This is a genomic window from Mycetocola sp. JXN-3, from assembly GCF_014522285.1.
Lineage (GTDB): Bacteria > Actinomycetota > Actinomycetes > Actinomycetales > Microbacteriaceae > Mycetocola > Mycetocola saprophilus.
The window spans coordinates 1,928,440-1,954,036 of record NZ_CP041635.1; the positions used below are offsets into that span (position 1 = coordinate 1,928,440).

27 protein-coding genes are annotated in these 25,597 nt (G+C 66.5%); 15 read left to right on the forward strand and 12 right to left on the reverse strand.

What is annotated here, in order from left to right:
• Positions 1 to 5: 5 nt before the first annotated feature.
• The gene (locus C7C57_RS08850; RefSeq protein WP_187976138.1) at positions 6 to 815 is read right to left on the reverse strand and encodes an RNA methyltransferase; all 810 of its coding nucleotides are present in this window, start codon (positions 813 to 815) and stop codon (positions 6 to 8) included.
• A 103-nt stretch (positions 816 to 918) separates the two neighbouring features.
• On the opposite strand from C7C57_RS08850, the gene C7C57_RS08855 reads away from it, so the two are divergent.
• Both C7C57_RS08855 and C7C57_RS08860 read left to right on the forward strand, forming a co-directional pair.
• Positions 919 to 1,755, forward strand: coding sequence for a Sir2 family NAD-dependent protein deacetylase (locus C7C57_RS08855; protein WP_187976139.1), 837 nt, complete (start codon positions 919 to 921; stop codon positions 1,753 to 1,755).
• A gap of 345 nt (positions 1,756 to 2,100) precedes the next feature.
• Positions 2,101 to 2,937, forward strand: coding sequence for an NPP1 family protein (locus C7C57_RS08860; RefSeq protein ID WP_187976140.1), 837 nt, complete (start codon positions 2,101 to 2,103; stop codon positions 2,935 to 2,937).
• 58 nt (positions 2,938 to 2,995) lie between these two features.
• Here C7C57_RS08860 and C7C57_RS08865 read toward each other — a convergent pair whose 3' ends face one another.
• Positions 2,996 to 3,892, reverse strand: coding sequence for an alpha/beta fold hydrolase (locus C7C57_RS08865; protein ID WP_187976141.1), 897 nt, complete (start codon positions 3,890 to 3,892; stop codon positions 2,996 to 2,998).
• Between the two features lie 115 nt (positions 3,893 to 4,007).
• On the opposite strand from C7C57_RS08865, the gene treS reads away from it, so the two are divergent.
• Both treS and C7C57_RS08875 read left to right on the forward strand, forming a co-directional pair.
• A complete protein-coding gene (gene treS, locus C7C57_RS08870) occupies positions 4,008 to 5,717 on the forward strand; it encodes a maltose alpha-D-glucosyltransferase (RefSeq protein WP_187976142.1) in 1,710 nt (569 codons plus the stop codon).
• 110 nt (positions 5,718 to 5,827) lie between these two features.
• Entirely contained in the window at positions 5,828 to 6,529 is a 702-nt protein-coding gene (locus tag C7C57_RS08875; protein WP_030143407.1) for a 3'-5' exonuclease, read from the forward strand.
• 16 nt (positions 6,530 to 6,545) lie between these two features.
• On the opposite strand, the gene C7C57_RS08880 is transcribed toward C7C57_RS08875, so the two are convergent.
• From C7C57_RS08880 to C7C57_RS08890, 3 genes are all read right to left on the reverse strand, one after another.
• On the reverse strand, positions 6,546 to 7,934 hold the full coding sequence (locus tag C7C57_RS08880) for a CoA transferase (RefSeq protein ID WP_187976144.1): 1,389 nt from the start codon (positions 7,932 to 7,934) through the stop codon (positions 6,546 to 6,548).
• A gap of 96 nt (positions 7,935 to 8,030) precedes the next feature.
• A complete protein-coding gene (locus C7C57_RS08885) occupies positions 8,031 to 8,279 on the reverse strand; it encodes a type B 50S ribosomal protein L31 (protein ID WP_030143405.1) in 249 nt (82 codons plus the stop codon).
• 145 nt (positions 8,280 to 8,424) lie between these two features.
• Complete coding sequence (locus C7C57_RS08890; RefSeq protein WP_030143404.1) at positions 8,425 to 9,207, reverse strand: ABC transporter ATP-binding protein; 783 nt, start codon at positions 9,205 to 9,207, stop codon at positions 8,425 to 8,427.
• A 102-nt stretch (positions 9,208 to 9,309) separates the two neighbouring features.
• On the opposite strand from C7C57_RS08890, the gene serB reads away from it, so the two are divergent.
• The gene (serB, locus tag C7C57_RS08895; RefSeq protein WP_187976145.1) at positions 9,310 to 9,960 is read left to right on the forward strand and encodes a phosphoserine phosphatase SerB; all 651 of its coding nucleotides are present in this window, start codon (positions 9,310 to 9,312) and stop codon (positions 9,958 to 9,960) included.
• 58 nt (positions 9,961 to 10,018) lie between these two features.
• Here serB and fabG read toward each other — a convergent pair whose 3' ends face one another.
• The gene (gene fabG / locus C7C57_RS08900) at positions 10,019 to 10,729 is read right to left on the reverse strand and encodes a 3-oxoacyl-ACP reductase FabG (protein WP_121687920.1); all 711 of its coding nucleotides are present in this window, start codon (positions 10,727 to 10,729) and stop codon (positions 10,019 to 10,021) included.
• 151 nt (positions 10,730 to 10,880) lie between these two features.
• Between fabG and C7C57_RS08905 the strand changes: the two genes are divergently transcribed.
• The 7 genes from C7C57_RS08905 (at position 10,881) to C7C57_RS08935 (ending at position 16,670) form a co-directional block, all read left to right on the forward strand.
• A complete protein-coding gene (locus C7C57_RS08905) occupies positions 10,881 to 11,300 on the forward strand; it encodes a DUF3099 domain-containing protein (RefSeq protein WP_187976146.1) in 420 nt (139 codons plus the stop codon).
• A gap of 28 nt (positions 11,301 to 11,328) precedes the next feature.
• Positions 11,329 to 11,556: a hypothetical protein gene (locus C7C57_RS08910; protein ID WP_187976147.1), complete on the forward strand. Its 228-nt coding sequence runs from the start codon at positions 11,329 to 11,331 to the stop codon at positions 11,554 to 11,556.
• On the forward strand, positions 11,553 to 12,410 hold the full coding sequence (locus C7C57_RS08915) for an SURF1 family protein (protein ID WP_187976148.1): 858 nt from the start codon (positions 11,553 to 11,555) through the stop codon (positions 12,408 to 12,410). The genes C7C57_RS08910 and C7C57_RS08915 overlap by 4 nt, the downstream gene beginning before the upstream one ends.
• A 222-nt stretch (positions 12,411 to 12,632) precedes the next feature.
• A complete protein-coding gene (locus C7C57_RS08920) occupies positions 12,633 to 13,652 on the forward strand; it encodes an iron-siderophore ABC transporter substrate-binding protein (RefSeq protein ID WP_187976149.1) in 1,020 nt (339 codons plus the stop codon).
• The gene (locus C7C57_RS08925; protein WP_030143397.1) at positions 13,649 to 14,704 is read left to right on the forward strand and encodes an iron ABC transporter permease; all 1,056 of its coding nucleotides are present in this window, start codon (positions 13,649 to 13,651) and stop codon (positions 14,702 to 14,704) included. The genes C7C57_RS08920 and C7C57_RS08925 overlap by 4 nt, the downstream gene beginning before the upstream one ends.
• Entirely contained in the window at positions 14,701 to 15,882 is a 1,182-nt protein-coding gene (locus C7C57_RS08930; protein ID WP_223144734.1) for an iron chelate uptake ABC transporter family permease subunit, read from the forward strand. Before C7C57_RS08925 ends, C7C57_RS08930 begins: the two co-directional genes overlap by 4 nt.
• The gene (locus C7C57_RS08935; RefSeq protein ID WP_255505639.1) at positions 15,879 to 16,670 is read left to right on the forward strand and encodes an ABC transporter ATP-binding protein; all 792 of its coding nucleotides are present in this window, start codon (positions 15,879 to 15,881) and stop codon (positions 16,668 to 16,670) included. The genes C7C57_RS08930 and C7C57_RS08935 overlap by 4 nt, the downstream gene beginning before the upstream one ends.
• Here C7C57_RS08935 and C7C57_RS08940 read toward each other — a convergent pair.
• Both C7C57_RS08940 and abc-f read right to left on the reverse strand, forming a co-directional pair.
• Positions 16,667 to 17,176, reverse strand: coding sequence for a GbsR/MarR family transcriptional regulator (locus C7C57_RS08940; RefSeq protein WP_187976151.1), 510 nt, complete (start codon positions 17,174 to 17,176; stop codon positions 16,667 to 16,669). The two genes, C7C57_RS08935 and C7C57_RS08940, sit on opposite strands and share 4 nt — an antisense overlap.
• 93 nt (positions 17,177 to 17,269) lie before the next feature.
• Entirely contained in the window at positions 17,270 to 18,820 is a 1,551-nt protein-coding gene (gene abc-f, locus C7C57_RS08945; protein ID WP_187978337.1) for a ribosomal protection-like ABC-F family protein, read from the reverse strand.
• A 278-nt stretch (positions 18,821 to 19,098) separates the two neighbouring features.
• On the opposite strand from abc-f, the gene C7C57_RS08950 reads away from it, so the two are divergent.
• On the forward strand, positions 19,099 to 19,860 hold the full coding sequence (locus C7C57_RS08950; protein ID WP_187976152.1) for a trans-aconitate 2-methyltransferase: 762 nt from the start codon (positions 19,099 to 19,101) through the stop codon (positions 19,858 to 19,860).
• An 89-nt stretch (positions 19,861 to 19,949) separates the two neighbouring features.
• Here the strand turns inward: C7C57_RS08950 and C7C57_RS08955 are convergent, their stop codons facing one another.
• Together C7C57_RS08955 and C7C57_RS08960 are read right to left on the reverse strand one after the other, a co-directional pair.
• Positions 19,950 to 20,369, reverse strand: coding sequence for a hypothetical protein (locus tag C7C57_RS08955; protein WP_187976153.1), 420 nt, complete (start codon positions 20,367 to 20,369; stop codon positions 19,950 to 19,952).
• Positions 20,370 to 20,397: 28 nt separating this feature from the next.
• Positions 20,398 to 20,793 (reverse strand): GtrA family protein, encoded by a 396-nt coding sequence (locus C7C57_RS08960; protein WP_187976154.1) that lies wholly within the window; start codon positions 20,791 to 20,793, stop codon positions 20,398 to 20,400.
• A 215-nt stretch (positions 20,794 to 21,008) separates the two neighbouring features.
• Here C7C57_RS08960 and C7C57_RS08965 point away from each other — a divergent pair, with 215 nt between their 5' ends.
• Positions 21,009 to 22,166 (forward strand): hypothetical protein, encoded by a 1,158-nt coding sequence (locus C7C57_RS08965; protein ID WP_187976155.1) that lies wholly within the window; start codon positions 21,009 to 21,011, stop codon positions 22,164 to 22,166.
• Positions 22,167 to 22,174: 8 nt separating this feature from the next.
• Complete coding sequence (locus C7C57_RS08970) at positions 22,175 to 23,848, forward strand: hypothetical protein (RefSeq protein WP_187976156.1); 1,674 nt, start codon at positions 22,175 to 22,177, stop codon at positions 23,846 to 23,848.
• Here C7C57_RS08970 and C7C57_RS08975 read toward each other — a convergent pair.
• Positions 23,845 to 24,774 (reverse strand): glycosyltransferase family 2 protein, encoded by a 930-nt coding sequence (locus C7C57_RS08975; protein WP_187976157.1) that lies wholly within the window; start codon positions 24,772 to 24,774, stop codon positions 23,845 to 23,847. The two genes, C7C57_RS08970 and C7C57_RS08975, sit on opposite strands and share 4 nt — an antisense overlap.
• A gap of 81 nt (positions 24,775 to 24,855) precedes the next feature.
• The gene (locus tag C7C57_RS08980) at positions 24,856 to 25,596 is read right to left on the reverse strand and encodes a GNAT family N-acetyltransferase (RefSeq protein ID WP_187976158.1); all 741 of its coding nucleotides are present in this window, start codon (positions 25,594 to 25,596) and stop codon (positions 24,856 to 24,858) included.
• Between the last annotated feature and the right edge of the window lies 1 nt (position 25,597).

Below are 25,597 nucleotides of genomic sequence, written 5' to 3' on the forward strand. Positions count from 1 at the left end.
GCAAACTATTCGCGAATCCGCAGCTCCCAGAGTGCGACCGCGCTGGCCGCGGCAACATTGAGCGAATCCACCCCGTGCAGCATCGGGATAATCACCGTGCTGTCGGCGTGGTGCAGGGCCTGACGGCTGAGCCCGTCCCCCTCGCTGCCGAGCATCAGCGCGATCTTTTCGGGAGCCGCGGCCGAGAACTCGTCCAGGGTCACCGCGCGCTCATCCAGGGCCAGCGCGGCCACATGGAATCCCGCGGCGCTGAGGATCTCGCGCGCGTCGTCCCACTCGGGCATCCGGGTCCACGGCACCTGCAGCACCGTGCCCATGCTCACCCGGACGCTGCGGCGGTAGAGGGGGTCGGCGCAGCGGGGCGACACCAGCACGGCGTCGGCACCGAGACCGGCCACCGCACGGAAGATTGCGCCCACGTTGGTGTGGTCCACGATGTCCTCCAGGATCACGATGCGCCGGGCATCCCGAATCAGCTCGGCCATATCCGGCAGTTCGGGCCGGTGCATCGCGGCGAGCGCACCCCGGTGCATGTGAAATCCGGTGAGGGTTTCCAGCGTGGCGGCATCGCCCACGTAAACCGGAACCTCGGGGAAGTCGGCCAGGATGGGTTCCATCTCGGCCAGCCACTTCTCGGCCAGCAGGACCGAGCGCGGCACGTGACCGGCGGCGATGGCACGCGTGATGACCTTGCTGGATTCGGCGATGTAGAGCCCACCCTCGGGCTCGGTCACCCGGCGCAGGGCGACGTCCGTGAGCCGTGCATAATCGGCCAGTTCATCGAGTCCGTCCGGACCCAGGGGAATAACGCGCACCCAAATACTCCTGTACTCACTACGGTGGTTATGTAACACCACGAGGGGATCATCTGGTCCCCCGCTAGACCATCATTCCATCCCCGGCCCCTGGAGGCGTCACGTGCCCATTCCCGATTCGGTAGACCTCGACCGCGCGGCGGATATTCTGCGGGGCCGCAGCCTGGCGATTCTGACCGGCGCCGGCGTCTCCACCGACTCCGGGATCCCCGACTATCGCGGACCCGGTGCCCCCGTGCGCAAGCCGATGACCGGGCCCGAGTTTCGCGCCTCGGCCGAACGCCGTCGCCGCTACTGGGCCGGGGCCTTCCTGGGCGGACGCCTGATGCAGGCGGCCAAGCCCAATCCGACCCACCGGCTGCTGGCCGACTGGGAGCGCTCGGGCCGGGCGCTGGGCATCGCGACCCAGAATGTGGACGGGCTCCACCGTCAGGCGGGCACCCGCAAACTCGTGGAGCTGCACGGAGGCCTGGACCGGGTGGTGTGCCTGGCCTGTGAGCAGGGCTTTGCCCGGCAGGCGATCACCGAGCAGATCGCCCGGGAAAACCCGTGGCTGGCCCAGCTGGGTCCCGAGGATGCCGACCGCCTGAACCCCGACGGTGATGCCGAGGTGCCCGAGCTGGACGGCTTCACCGTCCCCGTCTGCACGGTGTGCGGCGGCCCGCTCAAGCCCGACGTGGTCTTCTTCGGGGAGACCGTCCCCTCGGCCCGCTTCGCCCGCGCCCGCTCGATCGTGCACCGTGCCGACGCGCTGCTGGTGCTGGGATCCTCGCTCACCGTGAACACCGGAATCCGCCTGCTGGATCAGGCCCGCCGCGACGGCTCCCCGATCATCACGATCAACCGCGGCACCACCGGCGGCGCCTCCCGCGCGACCCTCGTCCTCGAGGGCTCGGTGGCCCCCGCCCTGGCGGCCCTCGGCGAGCGCCTGGCCGGTTAGCCCAGAAGGCGGAGCACCGCATCGGCGCGTCCGAACATCACCGCGTGTGCGCATCGACGCACGAACGGGTCGATCACAATCCGCGTTCTGACCGGGCGGTTATGTGTCCGCCCGGTTAATTTTTCGCGCATAGAAAACGCATAGCTGGCGTAAATACAGGGCATAGCGGGCACATAGCCACGCCCGAGATAACAATCACTTTTGTACTTCTTGACCCGTGTTTTGGGGGTGCACTTTACTGGGCCTCGGGGAGACGAAGAGTCTTTCCCGGCTCTGGGGGAAATGTCGCGGGTCGCGACGGCATGAGTCTCGAGCTGACACCCATCGCGACCTTCAAGGAGAACCATGTCCATCACCCTGGATGGCTCGGCCTCGGCCGAAAACACCACGCCGCGCTCAGCCCGCGTCGCCCGAAAGATTGTGCTCGCCCTGCTGGGAGCGGCGTGCGCATCGATCCTCGCCCTGGGCGCCGCGCCCAGCGCACAGGCCCAGGTTTTCCAGCCGCTGCCGCAGAACGCGGACGGCCTGGAACAGACCTTCTCACCGGCCTATGACTACGATACCGACGGCTGCTACGCGACCGCCGCGATCAGTGCCAGCGGACAGATCAACTCGGGGCTCGGCCTCGGTGGTGCCGTCAACGGCCACTGCCACGATGCCCCGCAGCTGCAAAACGCCAACACCTACTCCCGCGAGAAGTGCAATAACGGCTGGTGCGCGATCATGTACGCCAGCTACTTCGAGAAGGACCAGTCCTCCAACGGCGTCGGGGAGATCGCCGGCGGAAGCAACGGTCACCGTCACGACTGGGAGCACGTAATCATCTGGGTGCAGAACAACCAGGTGAAGTACGTCTCGCGCTCGGTGCACTCGGGATGGCAGGTGGATCCCGCCTCCAACGTCCGCTTCGACGGCACCCACGCCAAGGTGGTCTACCACAAGGAGGGTGGCTTCACCCACTACTTCCGCCTGGCCAACGCCTCGGATGACCGGGTGGAAAACGTGACCGGCGGCTGGGTCTACCCGCGCCTGGTGGGCTGGAACGGCTACCCCTCGGACTACCGTAACCGTCTGCTCAGCGCCAACTTCGGTTCGGCCACCATCAAGATCGGTGACCAGAACTTCGGTTACGGCCTGAACGCCGGCAAGCCCGCGGGGATTTCCTTCAACCCCTGGGGCTAACCTTCGACGCCTAAACACCACACCCGCATCCCGGTTCTCCGGGGTGCGGGTGTGGTACCTAAGCAGGCAGACCCAGCTCGTCGCGGATGAGGGCGGCCGCCTGCTCGGGGGTCTCATAGTGGATCAGGTGTCCCACCTCGGGGATGACCTCCAGGCGGGCATCCGCGAGCTTCTCGGCGAGCTCGCGCTGCTTGGACACCGAGGTGATGTCATCGTTCTCGGCGGCGATCAGCAGGGTGCGCGCGGGAATCCGGTCGGCGTACTGGCTCACGTCGTAGCGCACCGAGGTGTCAAACGCGTCCATCACGCTGGCCCGGTCGGCAAACGCGCTGAAGTAGCGATCATGCTGATCGTGGATCCAAGCCCGACGCTCGGGATCCCTGGTCTTCGCCATCGCGATGCTGGAGACCCGGGTGATGATCCGCGAGCGCAGCAGCGCAAAGCCCATCCCCTCGGGCAGGGACTTGCCGGCCCAATAGTAGAAGACCGCGAGTCGGGTGAGGATGCCGCGCGGCCCCGAGAGGGCCGGGGCGGCAATTGGGTTGACCAGGATCAGGGTGGACACCGGCTGTCCATCGGCCACCGCGGCCGACACCACAATCGAGCCGAACGAGTGGCCGAGGATCACCGGCGGCGCGTCCAGATTGAGCGCGGTGATGAAACCGCGCAGCCAGCGCACATAGCCCTCGATATCGTGACGGCCGCTGACAAACGCCGCGGACTCGCCAAATCCGGGCAGGTCGGGGGCGATGATGTGGGCGTCGGGGAACTGGGCGACGATCGGCTCGAGCCCGTGGTGATCCCCGCGGAATCCGTGCACAAACACCATCGTCACCGCGGCGTCCCGGTCACCATATTCCCAGTACGCGGTGCGTGCCCCCTCCAGGGTCACCTCGCCGCGTCGGGTCGCAATCTGGTCGAGTCGGGGCTGGTACGGGGAGATCGGTGCAGTCACATCCTCAGTTTAGGTGTTGTGCACAACACATTCCCGCCCGCTGCCCCTAGACTCGTTCGGAAGACAGTTCGATCCGCCTTCTGGATCGTGCCCGTGCACCACAGATTGGAACAGTGTGACCTTTACTGCGCCCATCCAGCTTCCCGGCCTCGCACGCGAACCGCTCTGGTATCGCCGCGCGGTGTTCTATGAGGTGATGGTCCGCTCCTACGTGGATAGTAACGCCGATGGAACCGGCGATATGAAGGGTCTGATCAGCAAGCTCGACTACCTGCAGTGGCTGGGAATCGACGCACTCTGGCTCCCCCCGTTTTTCACCTCTCCCCTGCGCGATGGCGGCTACGATGTGGCCGACTACCGCAGTATCCTGCCGGAGTTTGGCACGATCGAGGAGTTCCGCGAGCTGGTGACCCGCGCCCACGAGCGCAACATGCGGGTCATCATCGACATCCCGCTGAACCACACCTCGGATCAGCACCCCTGGTTCCAGGCCTCCCGCGAGGACCCCGAGGGGCCCTACGGCAACTTCTATGTCTGGAGTGATGACAATGAGAAGTTCCCGAACATCCGCATCATCTTCACCGACACCGAGGAGTCCAACTGGGCGTTTGATTCGGTGCGCAAGCAGTACTATTTCCACCGCTTCTTCTCCCACCAGCCGGACCTGAACTACGGCGAGCCCGCGGTTCACGAGGCCATCTTTGACGTGGTCCGGTTCTGGCTGGATCTCGGAGTGGACGGCTTCCGTCTGGACGCGGTCCCCTACCTCTTTGAATCCGATGAGGGCAACGGCGAGGGCGAGCCGGAGACCCACGAGTTCCTGGTGAAGCTGCGCGCGATGCTGGATGAGGAGTATCCGGGCCGCATCATGCTCGCCGAGGCGAACCAGTGGCCCAAGGAAACCGCCGCATTCTTCGGCACCGACGAGGAGCCCGAGTGCCATATGGCCTTCGACTTCCCGGTCATGCCACGCATCTTCTACGCGCTGCGTTCGCAGCAGTCCGAGGAGCTTGAGCGGGTGCTGCGCGAGGTTACCCACATCCCCGACTGGGCCGGTTGGGGCGTGTTCCTGCGCAACCACGACGAGCTCACCCTGGAGATGGTGAGCGAGGACTACCGCCAGGCGATGTACGGCTGGTATGCCTACGATCCGCGGATGCGGGTCAACGTGGGCATCCGGCGACGCCTGGCACCGCTGCTGGACAATTCGCGTGCCGAGCTGGAGCTTGCCCACGCGCTGCTCTTCTCGCTGGGCGGCAGCCCCTTCCTCTACTACGGGGACGAGATTGGCATGGGCGATAACGTCTGGCTGGATGACCGCGATTCCTCCCGCACGCCGATGCAGTGGACCCCCGACCGCAACGCGGGCTTCTCGGCCGCCGACCCCGGCAAGCTCTACCTGCCGGTGGTGCAGTCGCTGGTGTACAACTACCAGAGCGTGAACGTCGAGTCGCAGCTGGCGCAGTCGGCCTCGCTGCTGCACTGGATCCGCAACGTGATCCACACCCGCAAGTCGCATCCGGTCTTCGGCCTGGGCACCCTCGAGGTGGTCGACACCAACCACGGATCGGTCCTCGCCTTCCGTCGCAGCTATGAGGGCAAGGTGGGGCCGCAGCTCGAACCCGCCGAGGACGTGCTGTGCGTGTTTAGCTTCGCGCACCACCCGACCCCGGTCACGATCACCGATCCCTCCCTGGCCGGTCGCCGCGTCCGCGACCTGTTTGGTGGGGCGACCTTCCCCTCCTTCGACGAGAACGGCACGCTGAATCTCACCATGGGCTCACAGAGCTTCTTCTGGCTGCACGTGAGCCGGCCCAGCGTCTAGCCGTATCGGCCCACAACGCACACGCGGATGTCCCCCGGGATGTCCGCGTTTGCGTTGTGGGCGGCGCGTGTTCCACACCGGTATCGGTGGTCCGGCCTAAGCTTAGAAACGTGAATACCACCACGAGCATCTGGACCCAGCCGATCGCCGTCTTCGACCTGGAAACCACCGGGATCGACGTCACCACGAGCCGCATTGTGAGCGCGCACGTGGGCATTCTCGATGCGCGAGGCGAGGTGATCCGCAACCACGACTGGCTGGCGGATCCCGGGGTCGAGATTCCCGAGCAGGCCACCGCGGTCCACGGCATCACCACCGAGCGTGCCCGCGCCGAGGGTCAGCCCGCCGCCCTGGTGGTGGCCGAGATCATCTCAGCGCTGCGCGAGCTACTGACGGCCAACGTGCCGGTGGTCATCTACAACGCCCCCTACGACCTCAGCCTGCTGCACCATGAGGCGCTGCGCTACGGCTACCCGCCGCTGGAAAACCCGTCCCCGATCGTGGATCCGCTGGTCATCGATAAGGCCGTGGACCGCTTCCGCAAGGGCAAGCGCACCCTCGAGGCGTCGGCCGAGTTTTACGGTGTCTCGCTGCTGGATGCCCACGACGCCGCCTCCGACGCGATCGCCGCCGGCCATGTGGCCCAGGCCTTGATCCGCGCCCATGCCGACAAGCTGGAGGGGCTCAGCGCCGCCGAGCTGCACGCCAAGCAGGTGGACTGGTGCGCCGAGCAGGCCGCGTCCTTCCAGGAGTACATGCGCCGCTCGAAGAACCCGAACTTTGTGGCCTCCGGGGAGTGGCCGGTTCGCTAGGTCTGCCCTCGGCCTGTTAGCGCTGCCCCCAGCGCGGCGCGTCGGCACCCAGCGCCTGCGCCGGATGATCCGAATCCACCCGAATACCCGCGGCGGAGGCGGGCCAGGGCAGGCGCTGCGCGAGCCCCCAGGACGTGTGTTCGATCCGGGTTGTGGGGGCCGGCGACTGCGCGACGATGGTGAGTGGATCGGTGCCGATCCGCGAATCCAGCAGGCTCGCGGTCTTGGCCAGCGAGAGGCGCGCCCGCACCCCCTCGCCGTGATGTACCGACTGCGCCCAGCCGCGCAGGGCGGCGGTTGCCGCAAGCATCCCGGTTGCATGATCGAGGGCCTGCACGGGCAGCGAGACGGGCGCAGTTCCTCCCTCGGGGATGGCCGCGACGCCGGTGCTGAACTGCACAATCGAATCGAACCCGCGGCGGCCTCGCCAGGGGCCGCTCCACCCGTAGGCGTTGAGGGCCACCTCGGTGAGTCCCGGGCGGATTCGGGCGCGCTCCCGCTCACCAAATCCCAGGCGCTCCAGGGCGTCGGCCCGGTAGCCGTGGACCAGGATGTCCGCCTCGGCCAGCAGGTTGAGGAAGCGTTCCCTGTCGATCCGGTGACGCAGGTCGAGCCGGGCCGTGCGCTTGCCCCAGAGCATCTCTGATTCCAGGGCGGGTTCGGACCAGTCCGGTGGGTCGATCCGGAGCACGTCGGCACCCAGCAGCGCCAGGGTGCGGGTCGCGACCGGGCCCGCGATGACCCGGGTCAGATCGAGTACCCGGACCCCGCGGAGGGGCCGTTCGGGGTCCGGGGCACCCTGTCGGTGGGCGGGGAAGCCGGTGGATTCCCAGGCGATCAACGGTTCGGACGCGATGGCCTGCCCGGGTGCGGAGTGCTCCCATTCCTCGCGGGTCTGCAACCGGGCGGCCGCTCCCCCGAATCCGACGATGCGGTCCTCGGCCTCGACCGAGTCCAGCTGGGCCAGGCGTGCTTCCAGGCGTGCGCGGGTGGTGTCGTGGGCGAGGCCCAGCGCATCCAGCATCGCGATTCGGTGTGCGGGCGCGTTGGCGTGGGTGCGGATCCATCCGTCGGCGGTCCGGATGCCACCCGAGAGCGGACTCCAGGGGTTGCCGGGGAGCCACCCCAGTGGGCGCAGGGTGCCGTGGAACCAGGCGGATGCGCCCATCCGCGAGACGGTCACGGGAGTGCGAGCGGCGGGGGCGATCAGGTCGGCTGCGGCGATCTGGGCGGCGGCGAAGGTTGCGGCCGCGAGGTTGTCGAGCAGATCGGCGGGGATTTCGGGATCGCCGAGGCCCAGGCGTGTCGCGGCCGACTCCGTATCCCCATCCGCGGGCACGGCCTCGCCACTCGCGAGCGGCGGGCGGGCCGCGAGAATCACATCGAGCAGGTCGGCAGTTTCCATAGTTTTATCCTGCCTCGCGGGGCCCGGTTCGGCAATGGCGTGGCAAAACAAAACCGGGCCCCTCCCGAAGGAGGAACCCGGTTGGGGTTTGGGTGCTTACGCGCCGAAACCGGCGAAACGCTGGTTGAACTTCTCCACGCGGCCGGCGGAGTCCATGATGCGCTGCTTGCCGGTGTAGAAGGGGTGCGAAGCCGAGGAGATTTCGACGTCGATGACCGGGTAGGTCACGCCGTCGAGCTCGATGGTCTTGTCGCTGCTGACCGTGGTACGGGTCAGGAAGGTTTCACCCGATGCGAGGTCGCGGAACACAACTGCTTCGTAGGTGGGGTGGATGTCGGTCTTCATGAGGACTTCCTTGATAGTGGATGGTGGTAACGATAAACGTCTTGGGATTTGGCCGCGCGGCGCGAAACCTGCGCAGCTAAGTCAGCTACTAACTTTAGCAGACTTCATACCGGGGTGTGTGCGCACACCCCGGCGGGTCTTGGGCCTAGACCGCGCGGGCGTTGTAGCGCCCGCCGGTTTCGGTCACGTTGATCGGCAGACCAAACGTGGTAGAGAGGTTGTCCGAGGTCACGGTGTCCGCGAGCGGACCCTGTGCCACGATGCGACCCTCGCGGATAAGCAGTGCGTGGGTGAAGCCCACGGGGATCTCCTCCACGTGGTGGGTCACCATGACGATGGCCGGGGCCTCGGTCGAGCGTGCGAAGCCACCGAGCAGGGCAACCAGCTCCTCGCGGGCACCGAGGTCGAGGCTCGAGGCGGGCTCATCCAGCAGCAGCAGCTCGGGGTCGGTCATCACCGCACGGGCAATCTGCACCCGCTTCTGCTCGCCGTCGCTCAGGGTGCCAAACGCACGGTCGGCGAGGTGGTCGAGCTTCCACTCGTTCAGCACGCGGTGGGCGCGCTTCTCGTCGATGTTTTCGTACTCCTCGGTCCAGCGACCGGTCACCGAGTAGGCGGCGGTCATCACGACGTTGAGCACGGTCTCGCCCTGCGGCAGACGCTTGGAGAGCGCGCTGGAGGCGAATCCGATGCGCGGGCGCAGCTCGAACACGTCGGTGCGACCCAGGCGGTCGCCGAGGATGTCCACGGTACCGAGGGTCGGGTAGAGCTGGGTGGCCGCAAGCTGCAGCAGGGTGGTTTTCCCGGCACCGTTGGGTCCGAGGATGACCCAGCGCTCATCGGAACCGACCGTCCAGGTCGCCGAATCCAGGATGGGGCTGCCATCTCGCAGCACCGATACGTCTTCTACGTGCAGAACCTTCGCCATGTCCTAAGCCTATCGCTCCGCACCGGGAGTGCGTGACACATCCGTCGCCGAGTTGATGCCAGAATGAGGCGATAGCCGTTTTGCGACAGAGAGCAGAAGCCCATGAGCGACTCCCCCGCCCGTTTCCTGGTGATCCTGGATGTGGATTCCACCCTGATCAAAAATGAGGCGATTGAGCTGATCGCCGAGCGTGCCGGGAGCCTGGAGCACGTGGCCGCGGTGACCGAGCGGGCGATGCGCGGGGAGCTGGATTTTGCCGCGAGTCTGCGCGAGCGTGTCGCAACCCTGAAAGGCCTGAGTGTTTCCGAGATCGACGCGGTGCGCGAAAGGATCGAGCTGAGCGATGGTGCCCGCGATCTGATCGCCGGCGTGCATGCGGCCGGCGGCCGGGTGGCCGTGGTATCCGGTGGGTTCCATGAGCTGCTGGATCCGCTGGCGGAGTCGCTGGGGCTTGACCGCTGGCGCGCCAACCGCCTCGAGGTGGTCGATGGCGCACTGACCGGCAACGTGCTGGGCGACATCATCGACGCCGAGGCCAAGGCCGTGGCGCTGCGCGAGTGGGCGGGCGAGTTCGGGGTGTCGCTTGAGCGCACCATCGCCGTGGGCGACGGCGCCAACGATCTGAAGATGATGGCGATCGCCGGGCTCTCGGTGGCCTATGACGCCAAGCCCGCCGTGCGCGCCCAGGCGAGCGTCGCCGTGGGCAGCCGCAACCTCTCGGACATCCTGCCGCTGCTGGGCCTGCGCGGCTAGGCACAGAAAAACGCGGGGCACCTCGGAATCGAGGTGCCCCGCGTTTTTTCGTGTGAGACTAGTGGCCCATGCCCAGGCCGCCGTCGACGGGGATCACGGCACCGGAGATGTAGCCGGCGTCCTCGCCGCCGATCCACGCCACAACCTTGGCCACCTCGGAGGGCGAGGCGAAGCGGGCGGCGGGAATGCTGGCCTTGTACTGCTTCTGGGTGTCCTCGGGCAGGGCCGCGGTCATGTCGGTCTCGATGAACCCGGGGGCCACCACGTTGGCGGTGATGCCGCGGGCACCCAGCTCGCGGGTGATCGAGCGGGCCATACCCACCAGGGCCGCCTTGGAGGCGGAGTAGTTGACCTGGCCGGGGCCACCGTAGAGGCCCACGACACTGGAGATCAGGACGATGCGGCCATAGCGAGCCTTGAGCATGCCCTTGGAGGCACGCTTAACCACGCGGAAGGATCCACCCAGGTTGGTGTCGATGACCGTGTCGAAGTCCTCCTCGGACATGCGCATCAGCAGCGTGTCGCGGGTGATGCCGGCGTTGGCGACCAGAACCTCGACCGGACCGTAGGCGGCCTCGATCTCGGTGAAGGCGGCGTCCACCGAGGCGGCGTCGGTGACATCGGCGCGCACTGTCAGCGAACCCGCGGGGCCCTCACCCGAGCGGGCGGTCACGGCCACGCGGTGGCCCTGGGCGAGGAATTCCTCGGCGATGGCAAAGCCGATTCCGCGGTTTCCACCGGTGACAAGGACGGTACGAGGTTCGGTCATATTTTCTCCTGAAACCTGGGCCTCGACCGCGCCGGTGCGGGGGCATCCGGAGCGAATTCGAGGGAATGTTCGTGTCGGCGGGGCCACCCGGTGGCCGCGCGCTGCTTCCAGCTTAGGGTGTCCCGGGAAAGAGCGTAGGCTTAGGACCGACATGAACGACTCCTCGATCACCACACTGCCGCGATCACCCGAGGAAGACCGTCGCCGGCGCATGCGCCAATACTTCATCGCGATGGCTATCCGGATGGTGTGTTTGGTGAGCCTGATGTTTGTGCACGGCTGGTGGATGCTGGTGCCCATCCTGGGTGCGGTGTTCATCCCCTACTTTGCGGTGCTGGTGGCCAATATGCCCGGGCCCGCGGTTGAGGGTCGCCGCGAATCCCCCGGCGGGCTGATTCCCACCGCCTCGATGCCCGAGACCGTGCGCATCCCCGAGCCCGCACCGCAGCCAGTCTTCGCCGAAGAGGCTGCCGCCGAGCAGCCGACGGAAACCGAGCCGGGCACGCCCGACAGCTGGGTCATCTATGAGCACCCCGAGGACACCCCGACCCCCAAACCGGAGACCGCATGATCCCCTCCCTCACGTCCGCGCGGGCCGCATGCTAGGCGGCCTGTTTGGCGATCCCGGCATTCACGAGTGCTCCCGAGCCGGGTGCCGCGCCGAGGCCACCGTGAAGATCTCCTGGCGCAACCCCAAGATCCACGATGAAACCCGACGCAAGGTGTGGCTGGCCTGCGCCGAGCACGCCGAGTTTCTGACCGAATTCCTCACCTCCCGTGGCTTCCCGGCCGAGGTGGCCCCCTTCATCCCCGAGGAGACCCCGTGAACCGCTGGCGGTTTGTGTTTGAAAAGCGCTGGTTTGCCTACCTGGGCGTGGCGATCGTGTTTGCCATCGCCTGCGTGCTGCTCTCCAACTGGCAGCTGGATCGCCGCGGCGAGCGCGAGGACGAGATCGCCCGCGTGGCCAAGAACTTCGACGCAACCCCGGTGCAGATCGATCAGGCACTCCCCTCGGAGAGTGCGTTCAACATTAACGATCGCTGGCTCCCGGTGACCATGCATGGTCGCTATGAGGAGGACCGGCAGATCCTGGTGCGCAACCGTCCCTACGATGGCTCCCCGGGCTATGAGATCCTGACCCCGCTGCGCCTGGACAACGGCAAGGTGTTCCTGGTGAACCGCGGCTGGGTCCCGCAGGGCAACAACGCCGAGCGTCCCGATCACGTGCCCGCCCCGCCGAGTGGCGAGGTCACCGTGGTGGCACGCCTCAAGGCCAGCGAGGACACCATTCGTGGACGCGGCGCCCCCTCCGGCCAGCTGGCGACGGTCAACCTGCCCGAGGCGGAGACGATCCTCAAGGAGCGCATCTACACCGGTGCCTATGGTCTGCTGGACACCGAGGATCCCGCGCCGAGCGAGCAGCGTCCGGCGGCGGTGAAGAAGCCCGAGCCCGATGAGGGCCCGCACCTGTCCTACGCGTTCCAGTGGATCCTGTTTGCGCTGATGGGCTTCACCTTCCTCGGCTGGGCCGTGCGGGAGGAGTATCGCCGGGTGAACTCGGACGATCCGGCCGAGAAGGTGCGGGCAGCCAAGCGCGCGGCCAAGCGCGCCTCGAAGCTCACCGATGCCGACGTCGAGGACGCCGAGGTGGAGGACGTGCGCATCCACGCCGAACGCTAGATCCATCCCGAGAAACCGTGGATTCCCGAGTCGGGGGTCCACGGTTTTTTGCTGCCCTCACACCCAAAATGTCAAAATATTTGAAAGTACAGGTGAGGTAAGGCTAGACTAACCACACGGTTCGATGCCCCGGTTCGCGGATGCCCCATCCACACGGAACGAGACGCGCGTCGATCCCCGAGTCACCGATCAGGTGCACCCTCCCCCACCGAAAGGCTCCACATGCGACGCCCCGTCCAGCGGCCCCGCCGCACGCTCTTTGCCGCCGCCCTCGCCGCGGCCACCCTGGTACTCGCGGGCTGCTCCGCCCAGGGAACCACCGGCGATGCAGCCGGCTCCGCCGACACCGTCACGATCACCCACGCACTGGGAACCGCCGAGATCACCGGCACCCCCAAGCGCATCGTGACCCTCGGGCAGGGATCCGCCGAAACCGCCATCGCGCTCGGCACCATCCCGGTGGGCATGGAGGAATACCCCTGGGGTAGCGACGACACCGGCTACCTCCCCTGGGTCCACGAGGCCGTGACCAAGGAGGGCGGGAAGCTGCCCAAGACCTTCACCGGGAACACCGAGCTCGACGTGGAAACCATCGCCGACCTCGACCCGGACCTGATCCTCGCCCCCTGGTCGGGCGTGACCCAGGAGCAGTACGACGTGCTCTCCAAGATCGCCCCGACCATCGCCTACCCGAAGCAGCCGTGGACCATCACCTGGGATGACCAGATCACCACGATCGGCAAGGCCATGGGCAAGTCTACCGAGGCCGCCGACCTGGTGAGCGACATCAAGACCCAGCTGGAAAACGCCAAGCGGCCCGAGTATGCGGGCGTGACCTTCTCCTACGTCTACACCACTGGCCCTGGTACCCTGGGCGTGTTCTTCCCCGGCGAGCAGCGGGTGGCCATGGCCTCGGCACTCGGCCTCACAGTGGACCCCGTGGTCAACTCATTCGAGGAAACCGAGGGCACCGACTCGGCGTTGATCGGTCTGGAAAACGCCGATAAGCTCGCCGGCTCGGACCTGATCTTCACCTTCTACTCCGATGAGGAGACCCGCACCGAGATCGAGGCGCAGCCGCTCTACGCGGCAATTCCCGCGGTCGCCAAGGGTGCCGTGGTGGCACCGACCGACCAGCCCTTTGTCACCGGATCCTCGATGATCAACCCGCTCACCGTGCCCTGGGCACTCGAGCGCTACGTTCCGCTGATCGACGCCGCGCTCGCGCACGCCGGTAAGTGACGTCCGTCTCCACCACGCCTGCGGCCGCCCGGGATTCCCGGCGCGGCCGCTTGGGCGTTCGCTCGGCACCGATCAACCTGCTGATCCTCGTGGGGTTGGCCCTGCTCCTGGCCGCACTTGCGGTGCTGTCGCTGTTTGCCGGCAGTCGGGTCACCGGGATCGCCGAGGTCCTGCAGGCACTCACCGGCGCCGGCGATCCACACCTACGGCTCGTGGTCACCGAACGTATTCCGCGGACGATTATCGGCGCGGTGGTGGGGGCAAGCCTCGCGGTCTCCGGGGTCATCGTGCAGGGAGTCACCCGCAATCCGCTGGGTGATCCGGGCCTGCTGGGCGTGAGCGTTGGAGCCTCCGCGGCCGTGGTCACCGCGACGGCGATCACCGGGACCGCAATCGGCGCGGGGACCGTCTGGGTCGCGCTGGTTGGCGCCCTGGTCACGGTGATCCTGGTGGTCCTGGTCGCCGGACGCCCCACCGGCGGCGGCATCGTCCCGCTGCTCCTGGCCGGCGCCGTGGTCTCGGCGGTGCTGGGCACGTACATTCAGGCGATGATCCTCACCCGCCCGGCCGTGTTTGACTCGTTCCGCTTCTGGGTCATCGGTTCCCTCGCCGGACGCCGCCTGGACACCCTCGCCGAGGTCGCCCCCGCTCTGATCCTGGGCCTGGTGCTCGCGCTGATCCTCGCCTCGGGTCTCAACGCCCTCGCCCTCGGCGATGACCTCGCCCACTCGCTCGGCGTCTCGGTACCGCGGGTGCGCGCCGGGGCCCTGCTAGCCGCAGCGCTGCTGTGTGCCGGAGCCACCGCACTGGTGGGACCGATCGCATTCCTGGGCCTCGCGGTGCCGCACCTCGTGCGCGCCCTGGTGGGAACCGATCATCGCTGGCAGATGCCCGCGGCGATCCTGCTGGGGGCCTCGGTCCTGATCGCCGCCGATATTGTGGGGCGGATCATCGCGCGCCCCGGTGAGCTGATGGTGGGGGTGGTGACCGCGTTTGTCGGTGCCCCGTTCCTGCTGATCGCCGTGCGGGCCGGACGGGCGGTGCGCGGATGACCCGGCTGGATCGATGGCACAGGCAGTCCAGGCAACCTCGACGGACCGGACAGGCCGGACAGGCCGGACAGGCCGGACAGGCCGGGCTGGCTCGGCAGACCGGGCATACCGGACAGGCCGGGCAGAAGCCGACCCTCGCCCCGGTTCGGCCACCGCGTCTGTTTCGGATCGGTCCGTGGGTCGCGCTCCCCGTGCATCCGCGCACGCTGGCCTGGTCGGGCATCGCCCTGGTTCTGCTCCTGATCGCGGCCGTGTTGACCCTGAGCATGGGAAAGCTGGGAATCGCTCCCCAGGCGCTCCCGGCGGCCCTGTTTGACCCGCCGCGCGGTGCCGCCGGGTTCACCCTGACCACGCTGCGCGGCCCGCGCCTGCTGGTCGCGATCGGCGTGGGCGCGGCCCTGGGCACCTCCGGCGCGCTGTTCCAGGCCGTGACCCGCAACCCGCTCGGCAGCCCCGACGTCATCGGCCTGGGTGCCGGGGCCGGGACGGGCGTGGCGATCTGCGCGCTGCTCTGGCCCGGCGTCCTGCCCACCCCGGTGGGCGCACTGATCGGCGCGACCCTGGCCATCACGCTGGTGTATTTCTCCACTGGACGCGGATTTGCCGCCCCCGCGCGCATCATCATCGCCGGGATCGGGGTCTCGGCGATGGCCCACGCGGTGACCCAGTACGTGGTCAGCGTCAAGCTGCGCGACGAGGCCAGTCAACTCGCCGGGTATCTCGCCGGATCGATCAACTCGGTGGGCTGGGGCGCGGTGGGGATCATCGCGATTACCCTGGCCATCACCCTGCCTGCCGCCTGGGTCCTGGCCCCCTCGCTCAACCAGATCGGGCTCGGGGATGCGCTGGCGCACTCGCTGGGCATTCGAATCACCGCGACCCGCACGGCGGCGATTGTCGTGGCCGTGGTCGCGGCGGCCGGGGCGGTCACCGTGGCCGGACCGATCTCGTTTGTGGCCCTCACCGCGCCGCAGATCGCCCAGCGCCTCGCCCGCTCCCCCGCGCTCTCCCTCGGGCTCTCGGCCCTGCTCGGGGCGCTGATCCTGGTGATCGCGGACCTGCTGGCCCAGCAGGCGCCGTTTGCTCGCGGGCTCCCGGTGGGGATCCTCACCGCCGGGGTCGGTGGCATCTACCTGGGCGCACTCCTGATTCGCGAATGGCGGAAAGGCACACTATGACCCCCATCACCCCCGGCCTGATCGCCCGACACCTGCGCGTGGGCTATGGCTCACGCGAGATCCTGGGTGACCTCTCGGTGGCCCCACCCACCGGCGCGTTCACCGCGATTATCGGCCCCAATGGCTGCGGTAAATCCACCCTGCTGAAGAGTCTGGGCCGGGCGATGACCCCGCGCGCGGGCACGGTCACCCTCGACGGGACCGATCTGGCCCGGATGCGACCCAAGGCCATCGCGCGCCGCCTGGCCCTGCTCCCCCAGGATCCGATCGCCCCGGACACCATCCGGGTGCGTGACCTGGTGGCCCGCGGCCGTCATCCGTACCACTCGGTACTGCGACAGTGGGCGCCGGGCGACACCGAGGCCGTGGACCGCGCGCTCGAACAGACCGGGGTTGCGCACCTTGCCGATCGTTTCGTGTCCGAGCTCTCCGGTGGACAGCGGCAGCGTGCCTGGGTCGCGCTGGTGCTGGCCCAGGACACCGAGTACGTGCTGCTGGATGAGCCGACCTCGTTCCTCGACATTGCCCACCAGATCGATCTGCTACACCGCTGCCAGGACATGCGCACAGCCGGGAAAACCGTGATCGCCGTACTGCACGACCTCAATCAGGCGGCCCGCTACGCCGACCACCTGATCGTCATGCACGAGGGCGCGATCGTGGCCGAGGGTGCCCCCGCGGAGGTGCTCAGCGCCGAGCTGGTGCGCGAGGTGTTTGCGCTGCCCGCCGAGATCACCACCGACCCGCAGAGCGGTTCCCCGCTGATCGTGCCGCTCGCGCGCGGCTAGGCCTGGGCGTCCCGCTCGGCCTTGAAGCGCGCCCACTCGGTGTCCAGCGCGCGGTTATCAACCATCCAGCCCATGTAGTCGCGCATGTTGCGCACGCGCTCGTGGGCGAGGCCCCCGGCGGCCACGTGATCCAGGGCCCGTTCGGCAAGCGCACGCTGGTTGGCGAGGTAGGTCTGCTCCTGCTTGAGGAATCCACCCCACACATCGGCATCCATCGCGAAGTAGTGCGTGCGCGCGCCCGGGCGACGTACCCGGTGCACAAAGCCGCCCTGCTCAAGCTTGCGCACGTGCGAGGACACCGAGCCGCGGCTGATGTCGAGTTCGCGGGCGAGCTCATCGGCGCTGACCCCGTCGGCATCACTCAGCAGCAGGTAACCGGCGATTCGCCCGCCGATCCGGGTACCGCCGCCGCCCTGCCAGAACCCGGCAAACGCGTCCACAAACCAGGTGTGGAACTCGGCCCTCTGCGCGGGCGCACTCTCGGGATGCCGGGGATCGGAAGTCATGAATTCAGTGTATCCAGCGGTGTACGCCCGGCCATAAAACGCCGCGGCCCCGGACACCAAAAAGGCGTCCGGGGCCGCGAATCGAGGAGCCGGTTAGGCGAGCTCGATCAGATCGTTGTAGTCCTTGTTCCAGTGGTCTTCCACGCCGTCCGGCAAGATCAGTACGCGCTCGGGGTTCAGGGCCTCCACGGCCCCCGAGTCGTGGGACACCAGAACCACGGCACCGGTGAAGTGTGCCAGGGCGTCCAGGATTTCCAGGCGGCTCGCGGGGTCAAGGTTGTTGGTGGGCTCATCGAGCAGCAGCACGTTGGCCGAGGACACCACCAGCATCGCCAGCGACAGGCGTGTCTTCTCTCCACCGGAGAGCACACCGGCGGGCTTGTGACCGTCGTCACCGGTGAACAGGAACGAACCCAGCACCTTACGCGCCTCGGTCTCCCCGATGTTCGGGGAGGCGGAGAGCATGTTCTCCAGCACGGTGCGCTTCACGTCCAGGTTCTCGTGCTCCTGGGCATAGTAGCCCACCTTGAGACCGTGACCGGGGATGATCTCACCGGTGTCGGGCTTATCCACTCCCGCGAGCATGCGCAGCAGCGTGGTCTTTCCGGCACCGTTGAGTCCGAGCACCACGACCTTGGAACCGCGGTCGATCGCCAGGTCCACCGAGGTGAAGATTTCCAGCGAGCCGTAGCTCTTGGAAAGGTTCTTGGCCATGATCGGGGTCTTGCCACAGGGCGCGGGATCCGGGAAGCGCAGCTTGGCCACCCGCTCAACCTGACGCACCTCGTCGAGGCCCGCGAGCAGCTTCTCGGCGCGCGCGACCATCTGGTGGGCGGCCGCCGCCTTGGAGGCCTTGGCACCGAAGCGGGCCGCCTGCAGCTGCAGGGTCGTGGCTTTCTTCTCGGCGTTGGCGCGCTCCTTCTTGCGGCGCTCCTCGTCGGCCTCACGCTGACGCAGGTAGTTCTTCCAGTTCATGTTGTAGATATCGATGACTTGGCGGTTGGCGTCGAGGTAGAACACCCGGTTCACGGTTTCGCCCACGAGCTCGATGTCGTGGGTGATCACGATAAAGCCGCCGCGGTAGTTCTTCAGGAACTCGCGCAGCCACACCACCGAGTCGGCATCGAGGTGGTTGGTGGGCTCATCGAGGATCATCGTCTGCGCGTCGGAGAACAGGATGCGCGCGAGCTCGATTCGGCGACGCTGACCACCGGAGAGGGTGGAGAGCGGCTGATCCAGGATGCGGTCAGGCAGGTTGAGGTTGCTGGCGATCGAGGCGGCCTCGGCTTCGGCGGCGTACCCACCCAACGCGTTGAAGCGGTCGGTGAGGTTACCGTACTTCTTCATCGCGGCCTCGGCCACGGCAGGGTCGGTGCTCGCCATGTCCTGGGTGGCCTTGGCCATGCTCAGCGCGATCTGACCGAGTCCACGGGCGTCCAGAATGCGGGTACGCGCGAGGTCCTCGGGGTTACCGGTGCGCGGGTCCTGGGGCAGGTAGCCGAGTTCGCCACGGTTGTTGATCGTGCCCCCGGCGGCGGGAATCTCGCCGGCCAGGGTCTTGGTGAGGGTGGTCTTGCCGGCACCGTTACGTCCCACCAGACCGATCTTGTCGCCCGCGGCAACCTGGAAACTCACGTTTTCCATGAGTAGCCGTGCGCCAACACGGATTTCGAGATCCTGAACGGAGAGAGCCACTGCGGGTGTCCTTTGCTAACCAGGCACCACAAATAGCGCCATAAAAGTCGAGGTAAGTCACCCAGTCTACGCGTTCGCATCCCACAGACCTATCCGAGCCACCCCGCGCCGCAATATCCGCCACCCAGATAGATATTGAGTGTCTGGGAATTTGGGGCGAGCCGCCGAGCGACACACACCCGTAAACCTAAACTGGCCACAGATCCCCTATCGGAAGGAAATTAACCATGTCCGAGGTATTTGACGGTCTGGCTACCATCTACAACGAGCAGCGCCCCCGCTACCCGCGGGCCGTGTACACGCTGCTAGAGCAGCTGGTGGATCCGACGCCGCCGCTCAACATTCTCGATGCGGGATCGGGGCCCGGCGTGGTCCTCGAAGACCTGCTGCCCACATTCGGTCCGCTGGCCCACTACACCGCCGTGGACATCTCCGCGGACATGGTCGCCACAGGCGCCGAGCGCCTGCCCGAGGCAACCTGGGTTCACTCCCCGGTCGAGCCAGATCTGGAGCAGCGCCGTGACCTCGCACTGATCACCGTGGGTCAGGCCGCCCACTGGTTTGATCGCCCGCGGTTCTACGCGGCAGCCATCCAGGCGCTTCGGCCCGGCGGCGTACTGGCAATCATCCAGAACAACCGCGACTACACCCGCGGCGGCTTCGCCCAGGCGTGGGAGGAGCTGGCCGAGGCCTACTCCCCCGGCTACACCCGCACCTACCGCGACTTCCCCTACGCGCAGGAGCTGGCCGAGGCCTTCGCCCCGGCGGATTCGGATCACGGTGTCTATCAGGCCGAGTGGACCCTCACCCGTTCCCCCGAGGACACCCGCGGCCGCGCCCTGTCCTCGAGCAAGATGCAGGCCGCGCTGGCCGCCGCGGGCGACACGTTTGAGACCGCACTGGATGCGGCAATCGCCGCAAACACCGAGGATGGTCAGGTCTCGCACACCATGATCACCGAGGTGTACTGGGTGCGCAAGGCCGCCTAGACTCGACAACCGCAATAACAACGGCGTCGGCCGTGTCCGGGATCAACCCGAACACGGCCGACGCCGTGTTGTGGCGACGTTGTGGGCGCTTAGACCCGCTCGAGCAGGTGCAGGCTCGGGCTGTAGTCGATCGCCCAGTCGGTGTAGACGCCGGCGATCGCGCAGTCTTCGCAGCGCAGGCCCACGCTGACCCAGCGCACGTCCTCGCCCTGGATGGCGAAGCCCACGGCCACGGTGAAGTCGGTGCCGTCGCAGGTGCACTCGGCGGCGTCGAGTTCGATATCGGAATCGGCGCGGTCCAGCAGGTCGGCCGAGTCGAGCAGCGCAACCTCGGTGTCGCACTTCGAGCACAGCCGCACGGCCACGCCCTGCTCATCGTCATAGCCGAGGGCGAAGACCTCGTTGCCGCAGGTACAGACGCAGTCGATGATGCGGTCTACCGGAAAATCGCCGGCCTCATAGTCGCGGATGGAATCGTGCAGCTGTTCGCGGCCGGTACGGGAAGTCATAGGCCCAGCTTAGCGGGCGCGGGGCCGCCTACTTTTTCCGGAAGGAGAAGAATCGATGGCCCAGGAAGGACGCCACGCTGACCACCGCGATCGCAATGACCTGCGAGAGCAGCGGGTGCCAGTGCAGGGTTTCCACCAGAAGCGGGGTCAGCACCAGGCCGGCCACCATGCCCGAGAGCCAGACCGAGAGAAAACGCACAAAGTCGCCCCACAGGGCCCCGGTCGACTGAAACACAAACGCTCGATAGAACGGGAACGCACACAGAATCGTGATCGCCTGTGCAATCAGGATCGCGATGAAGTAGTGGATATTGAGCAGCAGTCCACCGCTCACCAGCGCCAGGTAGAACAGCGAGGTGAACCCGGCCACGAGGAGATAGCGAATCTCCTGCCGCGCCAGCATCCGCGAGACAAATTTTGACACTCCGGATCCGGAATCACTCACCGACACGTTTGCCATCTTTCACCACATCATCCAAATCCGCCGTCGCCCGGCACTCCTACCCCGAAGTTCACTCCCGGGTCTGATATTCTCGGCAGGTCACAAGATCGGAGCTCATTTTCCAGCTCCGCGAATAATCACGCTCGGGCGTCGAACACAATATTTGAGACTCCCGCCCCGGAAGGACCCCACGCTCAGTGAGAACCCACCTGCGATCGTACCTGATCATTACCGTAGTACTTTCGCTTCTCTCCGCGCCGGTCTTCTACCGGCTCTCCCAGCCGGGCGTGCGTTCAGACCTGCTGGCACACGCGCATCTGGCGCGAGGCATGGTGGAAAACGGCGGGTGGTTCTCGTATTCGCTGTGGTACCCGCTGTTTCATTTCCTCTCGTTCGGATCCGACCGTCCAGGCGTTGTTGTTGCGACCATCGTAATTCTCCTGACCGCATTCACGGTCCTCAAGGGATGGGTGGTCTTCTGGATCGCCCAGCGGCACCTCGCCTCCACCCAGCTGAGCGTGCTCGTTGCTCTCGTGGTCGGGGTGGTCATGCCCATGATCGACCCGAGCCACCCGGCAAACCTGTACCTGGGGCAGGTCTCGGCCAACGTCTGGCACAACTCCACCAACGTGATGGTTGCTCCCTTTGCGATCGCGGCGTTCTACGCCGGAATCGTCTTCCTGCAGCGGCTCACCATCCGTTCGGCGCTGATTTTCTCCGGCCTGGTGATGCTGTCCACCCTGTGCAAGCCCAACTTCTCGCTTGCCCTGCTGCCCGTCATTGGCATCGCCACCATCGTGATTGTGATCCGGCGGCGCGAGGCGGTCGCGCACGCGATCAAACTCATCCTGATCGCGTTTGCTCCGGTAGCGGCGCTGCTGATCCTGCAGTTCACGATTGTTTTCCTCTCCGGCACCGTGCGCGACACCACCCTGGGTATTTCGCCGTTCGTGGTGTGGTCGCACTTCTCCGCCAACATCTCCTACTCGCTTGCGCTCTCCCTCGCCGGACCGATCCTGATGCTCCTGGCAATGTCGCCGCTTGCTCGTCGCTCCCTCGAAATCCAGATCTCCTGGTTCGCCCTCCTGGTGGCGATTGCGCAGTACGCCCTTCTCGTGGAGGTGTTCCCCAACGGAGACGTATCCTTCGAGGGAAACTGGACCTGGGGCTCCTACACAACGATCACCGTGGTGTTTGTGTTCTCGCTGATTCACACACTGCGCCAGCTCAGCGTTCCGCGCCTGGATGTCTGGCCCCGCGTGGCCCTCTTCCTGGCCGGTCTCGCCGTCGCCGCCCACACGTTCTCGGGAATCTACTACCTGCTGAACGTGGCCAAGACCATTAACACGTTCTAGGGAATCCGATGACCGCTGTGAGCACACGCATCGGGGCATTCCTCGGATCTCGATGGAGCCTCTCCCTGGGCATCGGCCTCCTGGTAATAGCAGGGGCGGCAATCCTCGGCCCGGTTCTGTTTTCCTCAGTGGATGCCGATGACACTCACTGGATCCTGGAAACCCCCGCGCACACCCACGGATCATACTGGCAGGCCATCGTGTGGTCATTCACCGATGTCCCCGCCCAGTCTCCGGATCAGGGCAGATTCTCGCAGTTTGCGTACGCGATGCAGCGAATCATGGACATCGCCACCATGAACTCCGCGGTGGCACTGTCAGTCCCGCCCCTGGTCATTCGAGCCGTCTTTAAGGTGCTGCTGCTCCTGGCCGGGATTGCCGCCGTCCTCGCCTTCGCCCGCAGTCTGCGACGACGTCTGCCGGACGGCCGTATTTCCGGACTCAGCGTCGGCGAGAGCCTGCTTTTTGCAGCGCTCGTAGCGGTACTCGTGCCAATCGGGGCCAAGAGCATGATGCTGGGCAGCTTCAACGGGTGGATATCGTACCCGGTGCTCACCTATGGCGCGGTGCCCATCATCTTCGGCTCTGGAGCACTGATTCTCTGGCTCTACCGGGGACTCCAACGGCGCTTTGCCCTCTACTCGGTGATCTCGGCAGTCACACTGGTTGTCCTCATGGCGTTTATCACCATGAGCTACGAGCTTTACTATCTCGTGTTCCCGATGATGGTTGTCTCGCTGATCCTGCAACCCCGAATTGCGCGGCAAGGCTCGGGACGTGACGGAGCAAAAATCTTGCTCCTGACTGTGGCGACCGCATTGTTCGGGATATCGTTCGCCGTCACCCGCATCTATGTCACGGTGGCCTGCGCATCTGGTGGATGCTACACGGGTGTCCTCGCGGGGAGCCTCGGAGGCACGCTCCGCACGACGCTGGACAACCTCGTCAGCGCCCTCCCCGGTGCCTCCCTGAACTACGCCGGACAGGGCGCTTTGGAGGTAGCGCCCCCCGCGCCGCAGACCCCCACGCACTGGTCGATCGCCGTGGGGATCGCCCTGGGACTCGGCCTGGTTCTCCTGGTCCTGTGGATCATGAACCGCCATCGTCCCCACGCCGTGGATGCGTCGGTGGATGATGCCTCCACCTCCCCGCTCCTGCTGCGCCTGGCCGCGCTCAGCGCCTGTGTTGCCCTCGGCGGTGCCGTGCTCATGGCCGTGAGCGTCAAGGCTCAAGCCTCGGTGACCCTGTGGTCGGTTCCGTTCCGCAGCGGCGTGCTGATCTGGTTTGCACTGGCCTCGGCGATCGCCGCCCTGATCGTGTTTGCGATCAAACGCTCTCCGAGATCGCGGGTGTATATCACCGTTGCGTTGGGTTGCGTCGTCGCAATTTCCGTCGCGGGATCCGCCCCGATCAACTACTACGCGGCCCAGAATGCGCGTCTGAACCCGGTGACCCGGTCCATCGACCGGATTCACGATGAGGTGGCCGTGGGCGATCTGTCGGCAGCCGCCGATGCTGCACGCTGCGAGCTGATTTCAACCTTCAATCAGCAGATGGGCACGGACCTGCACGGGGAGCGCACGATTGCCGGCGCCTATGCGGCATTCGAGCACTACTACGGCGTCCCGTTCTGCTCGCAGTTGATTGGTCCCTACAACAAGGTCCCCACGACGATCTACTAGTTCTTCTTTCGCACCAGGTAGGTCGGACGCCCCATGCTGCGCAGGTGCTGACGCCCCAGATACTCACCGATAATGCCGATCGTGAGCATCTGCGCGCCGGCGAAGAGCGAGATCATGCCGGCCATCGTGGTGTATCCGGCCACCGTGTTGTATCCCAGCAGGAACCGTACCCCGATGGTCAGCAGCATGATCAGCCCGAAGGCGCCGCAGATAAAGCCCAACCAGGTCGCCAGGGTCAGCGGCGCAGACCCATATCCGGTGATCATGTTCATCGCGTGCTTGGCCAGGCGAAGCACACTGTAGGAGGATCGACCCGTCTCGCGCCGATCCATGGAGACCGTCACCGGAACCACCGAGGCCGTGGTCCAGGAGAGCAGGACGTCGAGGTTCACCTGGGAGTCGTTGACCTGGCTAAAGCCCTCGCGCAGCTCGGTGCGGAAGGCGCGGAACGCCCCCACCCATTCGGCGTTCGCGACGCCCGCCAGGGACAGGGCCTTTTTCACGGTGCGGGACGCGAAGGAACGGAAGAAGCCGTGCTCTTCCACCTCGGGAAGCGCGTACACCAGGTCCACTCGGGCATCCTCAAGCGGCGCAATCAGCTTCCCGATTTCCTCGGGCGGGTGCTGTAGGTCATCATCCAGGGTAACGATGACATCGCCCTCGGCCAGGCGAATCCCCGCCAAGAGGGCGTTGTGCTGGCCGAAGTTTCGGCGGAGGTGGATCACCGAGACGTGTCCCTCGCCCTCGGCGCATCGATCGGCGGCGGCCCCGGTACCGTCGAGGTCGCCATCCACCACCAGAATGGTCTCAAAGTCCTCAATCGCGCCGGAGGACACCAGGGCGGCCAGCGAGGTGCCCAGTCGTTGTGTCAGCTCCGGCAGGGTGGCGGCCGAACGATAACAGGGCACAACAACTGAGAGTTTCATTCGGCCAGCTTAGCCGTCGTGGGTGCTCACGTGCACGTCGACAAACGGCGCGTGCACCATCGACGCGAGCCGGCGTTCTGCTTAGCGTCGAACCAGGTGTGCGGTCTCGACCGCGAGCGCCGGGACGAGCCCCGCCCGAGCCCACGCACGCTGCACATTGGTGTTGTGAGACTGAGTGGAGATGACAACCCTGTCGACCCCATCGGCCCGTGCCCCGGCGACGATGCCATCCAGCAGGTGACGGTACAGCCCGCGCCGTTGGTACTCCGCCCCAATCGCCGCCAGCTCGATCTCATGCACATCGAGTTCCGGGTCTTCGGATACGGTGGCGGCGCCCACAACCGCACCATCCACCGTGAGGATATAGGCGATCCCCGACGGGTCGAGCAGGGTGTTCTGCGCCCACTCCAGGTATCCGTCGGCCACCACGGTGGGCTCAAAGAGACCGTTCGCGGCGTAGTGGTTCACGTACCCGTCAAAGGAGTCTCGCAGCATCGCCAGGGCCCGCGTCTTTTTCGAGCTCGCCGACAGGCTGCCACCGCGGAACCGCTCGATCTCAACACCCGATGCCCGCGCGGCGGCGACATAGGTGTCGGCCCGCACCTCCCAGTACAGCAACCCTCCGGCGGGGAGCACGCGACGGTTTTCGGGGGCGACTCGATCGGCCAGGGCGACCAGCCGAGAGGGGTATCGCAGGATGATGACGTCATCCTCACACGACCCGATCCGTCGCGACAGCTGGTCCACCAACCGGTCGCCCGCCGGATCGCCGGGGACCAGGCCGGACACTCCGACGCCCTCCCCCACCGAAAGTCGACTCACG

Bases quoted from the DNA above. Each gene is read 5' to 3' on its own strand.
- C7C57_RS08970 (WP_187976156.1), top strand. From the start codon at position 22,175: ATGACCGCTGTGAGCACACGCATCGGGGCATTCCTCGGATCTCGATGG.
- C7C57_RS08935 (WP_255505639.1), top strand. From the start codon at position 15,879: ATGACCCCCATCACCCCCGGCCTGATCGCCCGACACCTGCGCGTGGGC.
- fabG (WP_121687920.1), bottom strand. From the start codon at position 10,729: ATGACCGAACCTCGTACCGTCCTTGTCACCGGTGGAAACCGCGGAATC.
- C7C57_RS08885 (WP_030143405.1), bottom strand. From the start codon at position 8,279: ATGAAGACCGACATCCACCCCACCTACGAAGCAGTTGTGTTCCGCGAC.
- C7C57_RS08860 (WP_187976140.1), top strand. From the start codon at position 2,101: ATGTCCATCACCCTGGATGGCTCGGCCTCGGCCGAAAACACCACGCCG.
- C7C57_RS08975 (WP_187976157.1), bottom strand. From the start codon at position 24,774: ATGAAACTCTCAGTTGTTGTGCCCTGTTATCGTTCGGCCGCCACCCTG.
- C7C57_RS08920 (WP_187976149.1), top strand. From the start codon at position 12,633: ATGCGACGCCCCGTCCAGCGGCCCCGCCGCACGCTCTTTGCCGCCGCC.
- C7C57_RS08930 (WP_223144734.1), top strand. From the start codon at position 14,701: ATGACCCGGCTGGATCGATGGCACAGGCAGTCCAGGCAACCTCGACGG.
- C7C57_RS08955 (WP_187976153.1), bottom strand. From the start codon at position 20,369: ATGACTTCCCGTACCGGCCGCGAACAGCTGCACGATTCCATCCGCGAC.
- C7C57_RS08890 (WP_030143404.1), bottom strand. From the start codon at position 9,207: ATGGCGAAGGTTCTGCACGTAGAAGACGTATCGGTGCTGCGAGATGGC.
- C7C57_RS08880 (WP_187976144.1), bottom strand. From the start codon at position 7,934: ATGGAAACTGCCGACCTGCTCGATGTGATTCTCGCGGCCCGCCCGCCG.
- C7C57_RS08905 (WP_187976146.1), top strand. From the start codon at position 10,881: ATGAACGACTCCTCGATCACCACACTGCCGCGATCACCCGAGGAAGAC.
- C7C57_RS08940 (WP_187976151.1), bottom strand. From the start codon at position 17,176: ATGACTTCCGATCCCCGGCATCCCGAGAGTGCGCCCGCGCAGAGGGCC.
- serB (WP_187976145.1), top strand. From the start codon at position 9,310: ATGAGCGACTCCCCCGCCCGTTTCCTGGTGATCCTGGATGTGGATTCC.
- C7C57_RS08950 (WP_187976152.1), top strand. From the start codon at position 19,099: ATGTCCGAGGTATTTGACGGTCTGGCTACCATCTACAACGAGCAGCGC.
- abc-f (WP_187978337.1), bottom strand. From the start codon at position 18,820: ATGGAAAACGTGAGTTTCCAGGTTGCCGCGGGCGACAAGATCGGTCTG.
- C7C57_RS08910 (WP_187976147.1), top strand. From the start codon at position 11,329: ATGCTAGGCGGCCTGTTTGGCGATCCCGGCATTCACGAGTGCTCCCGA.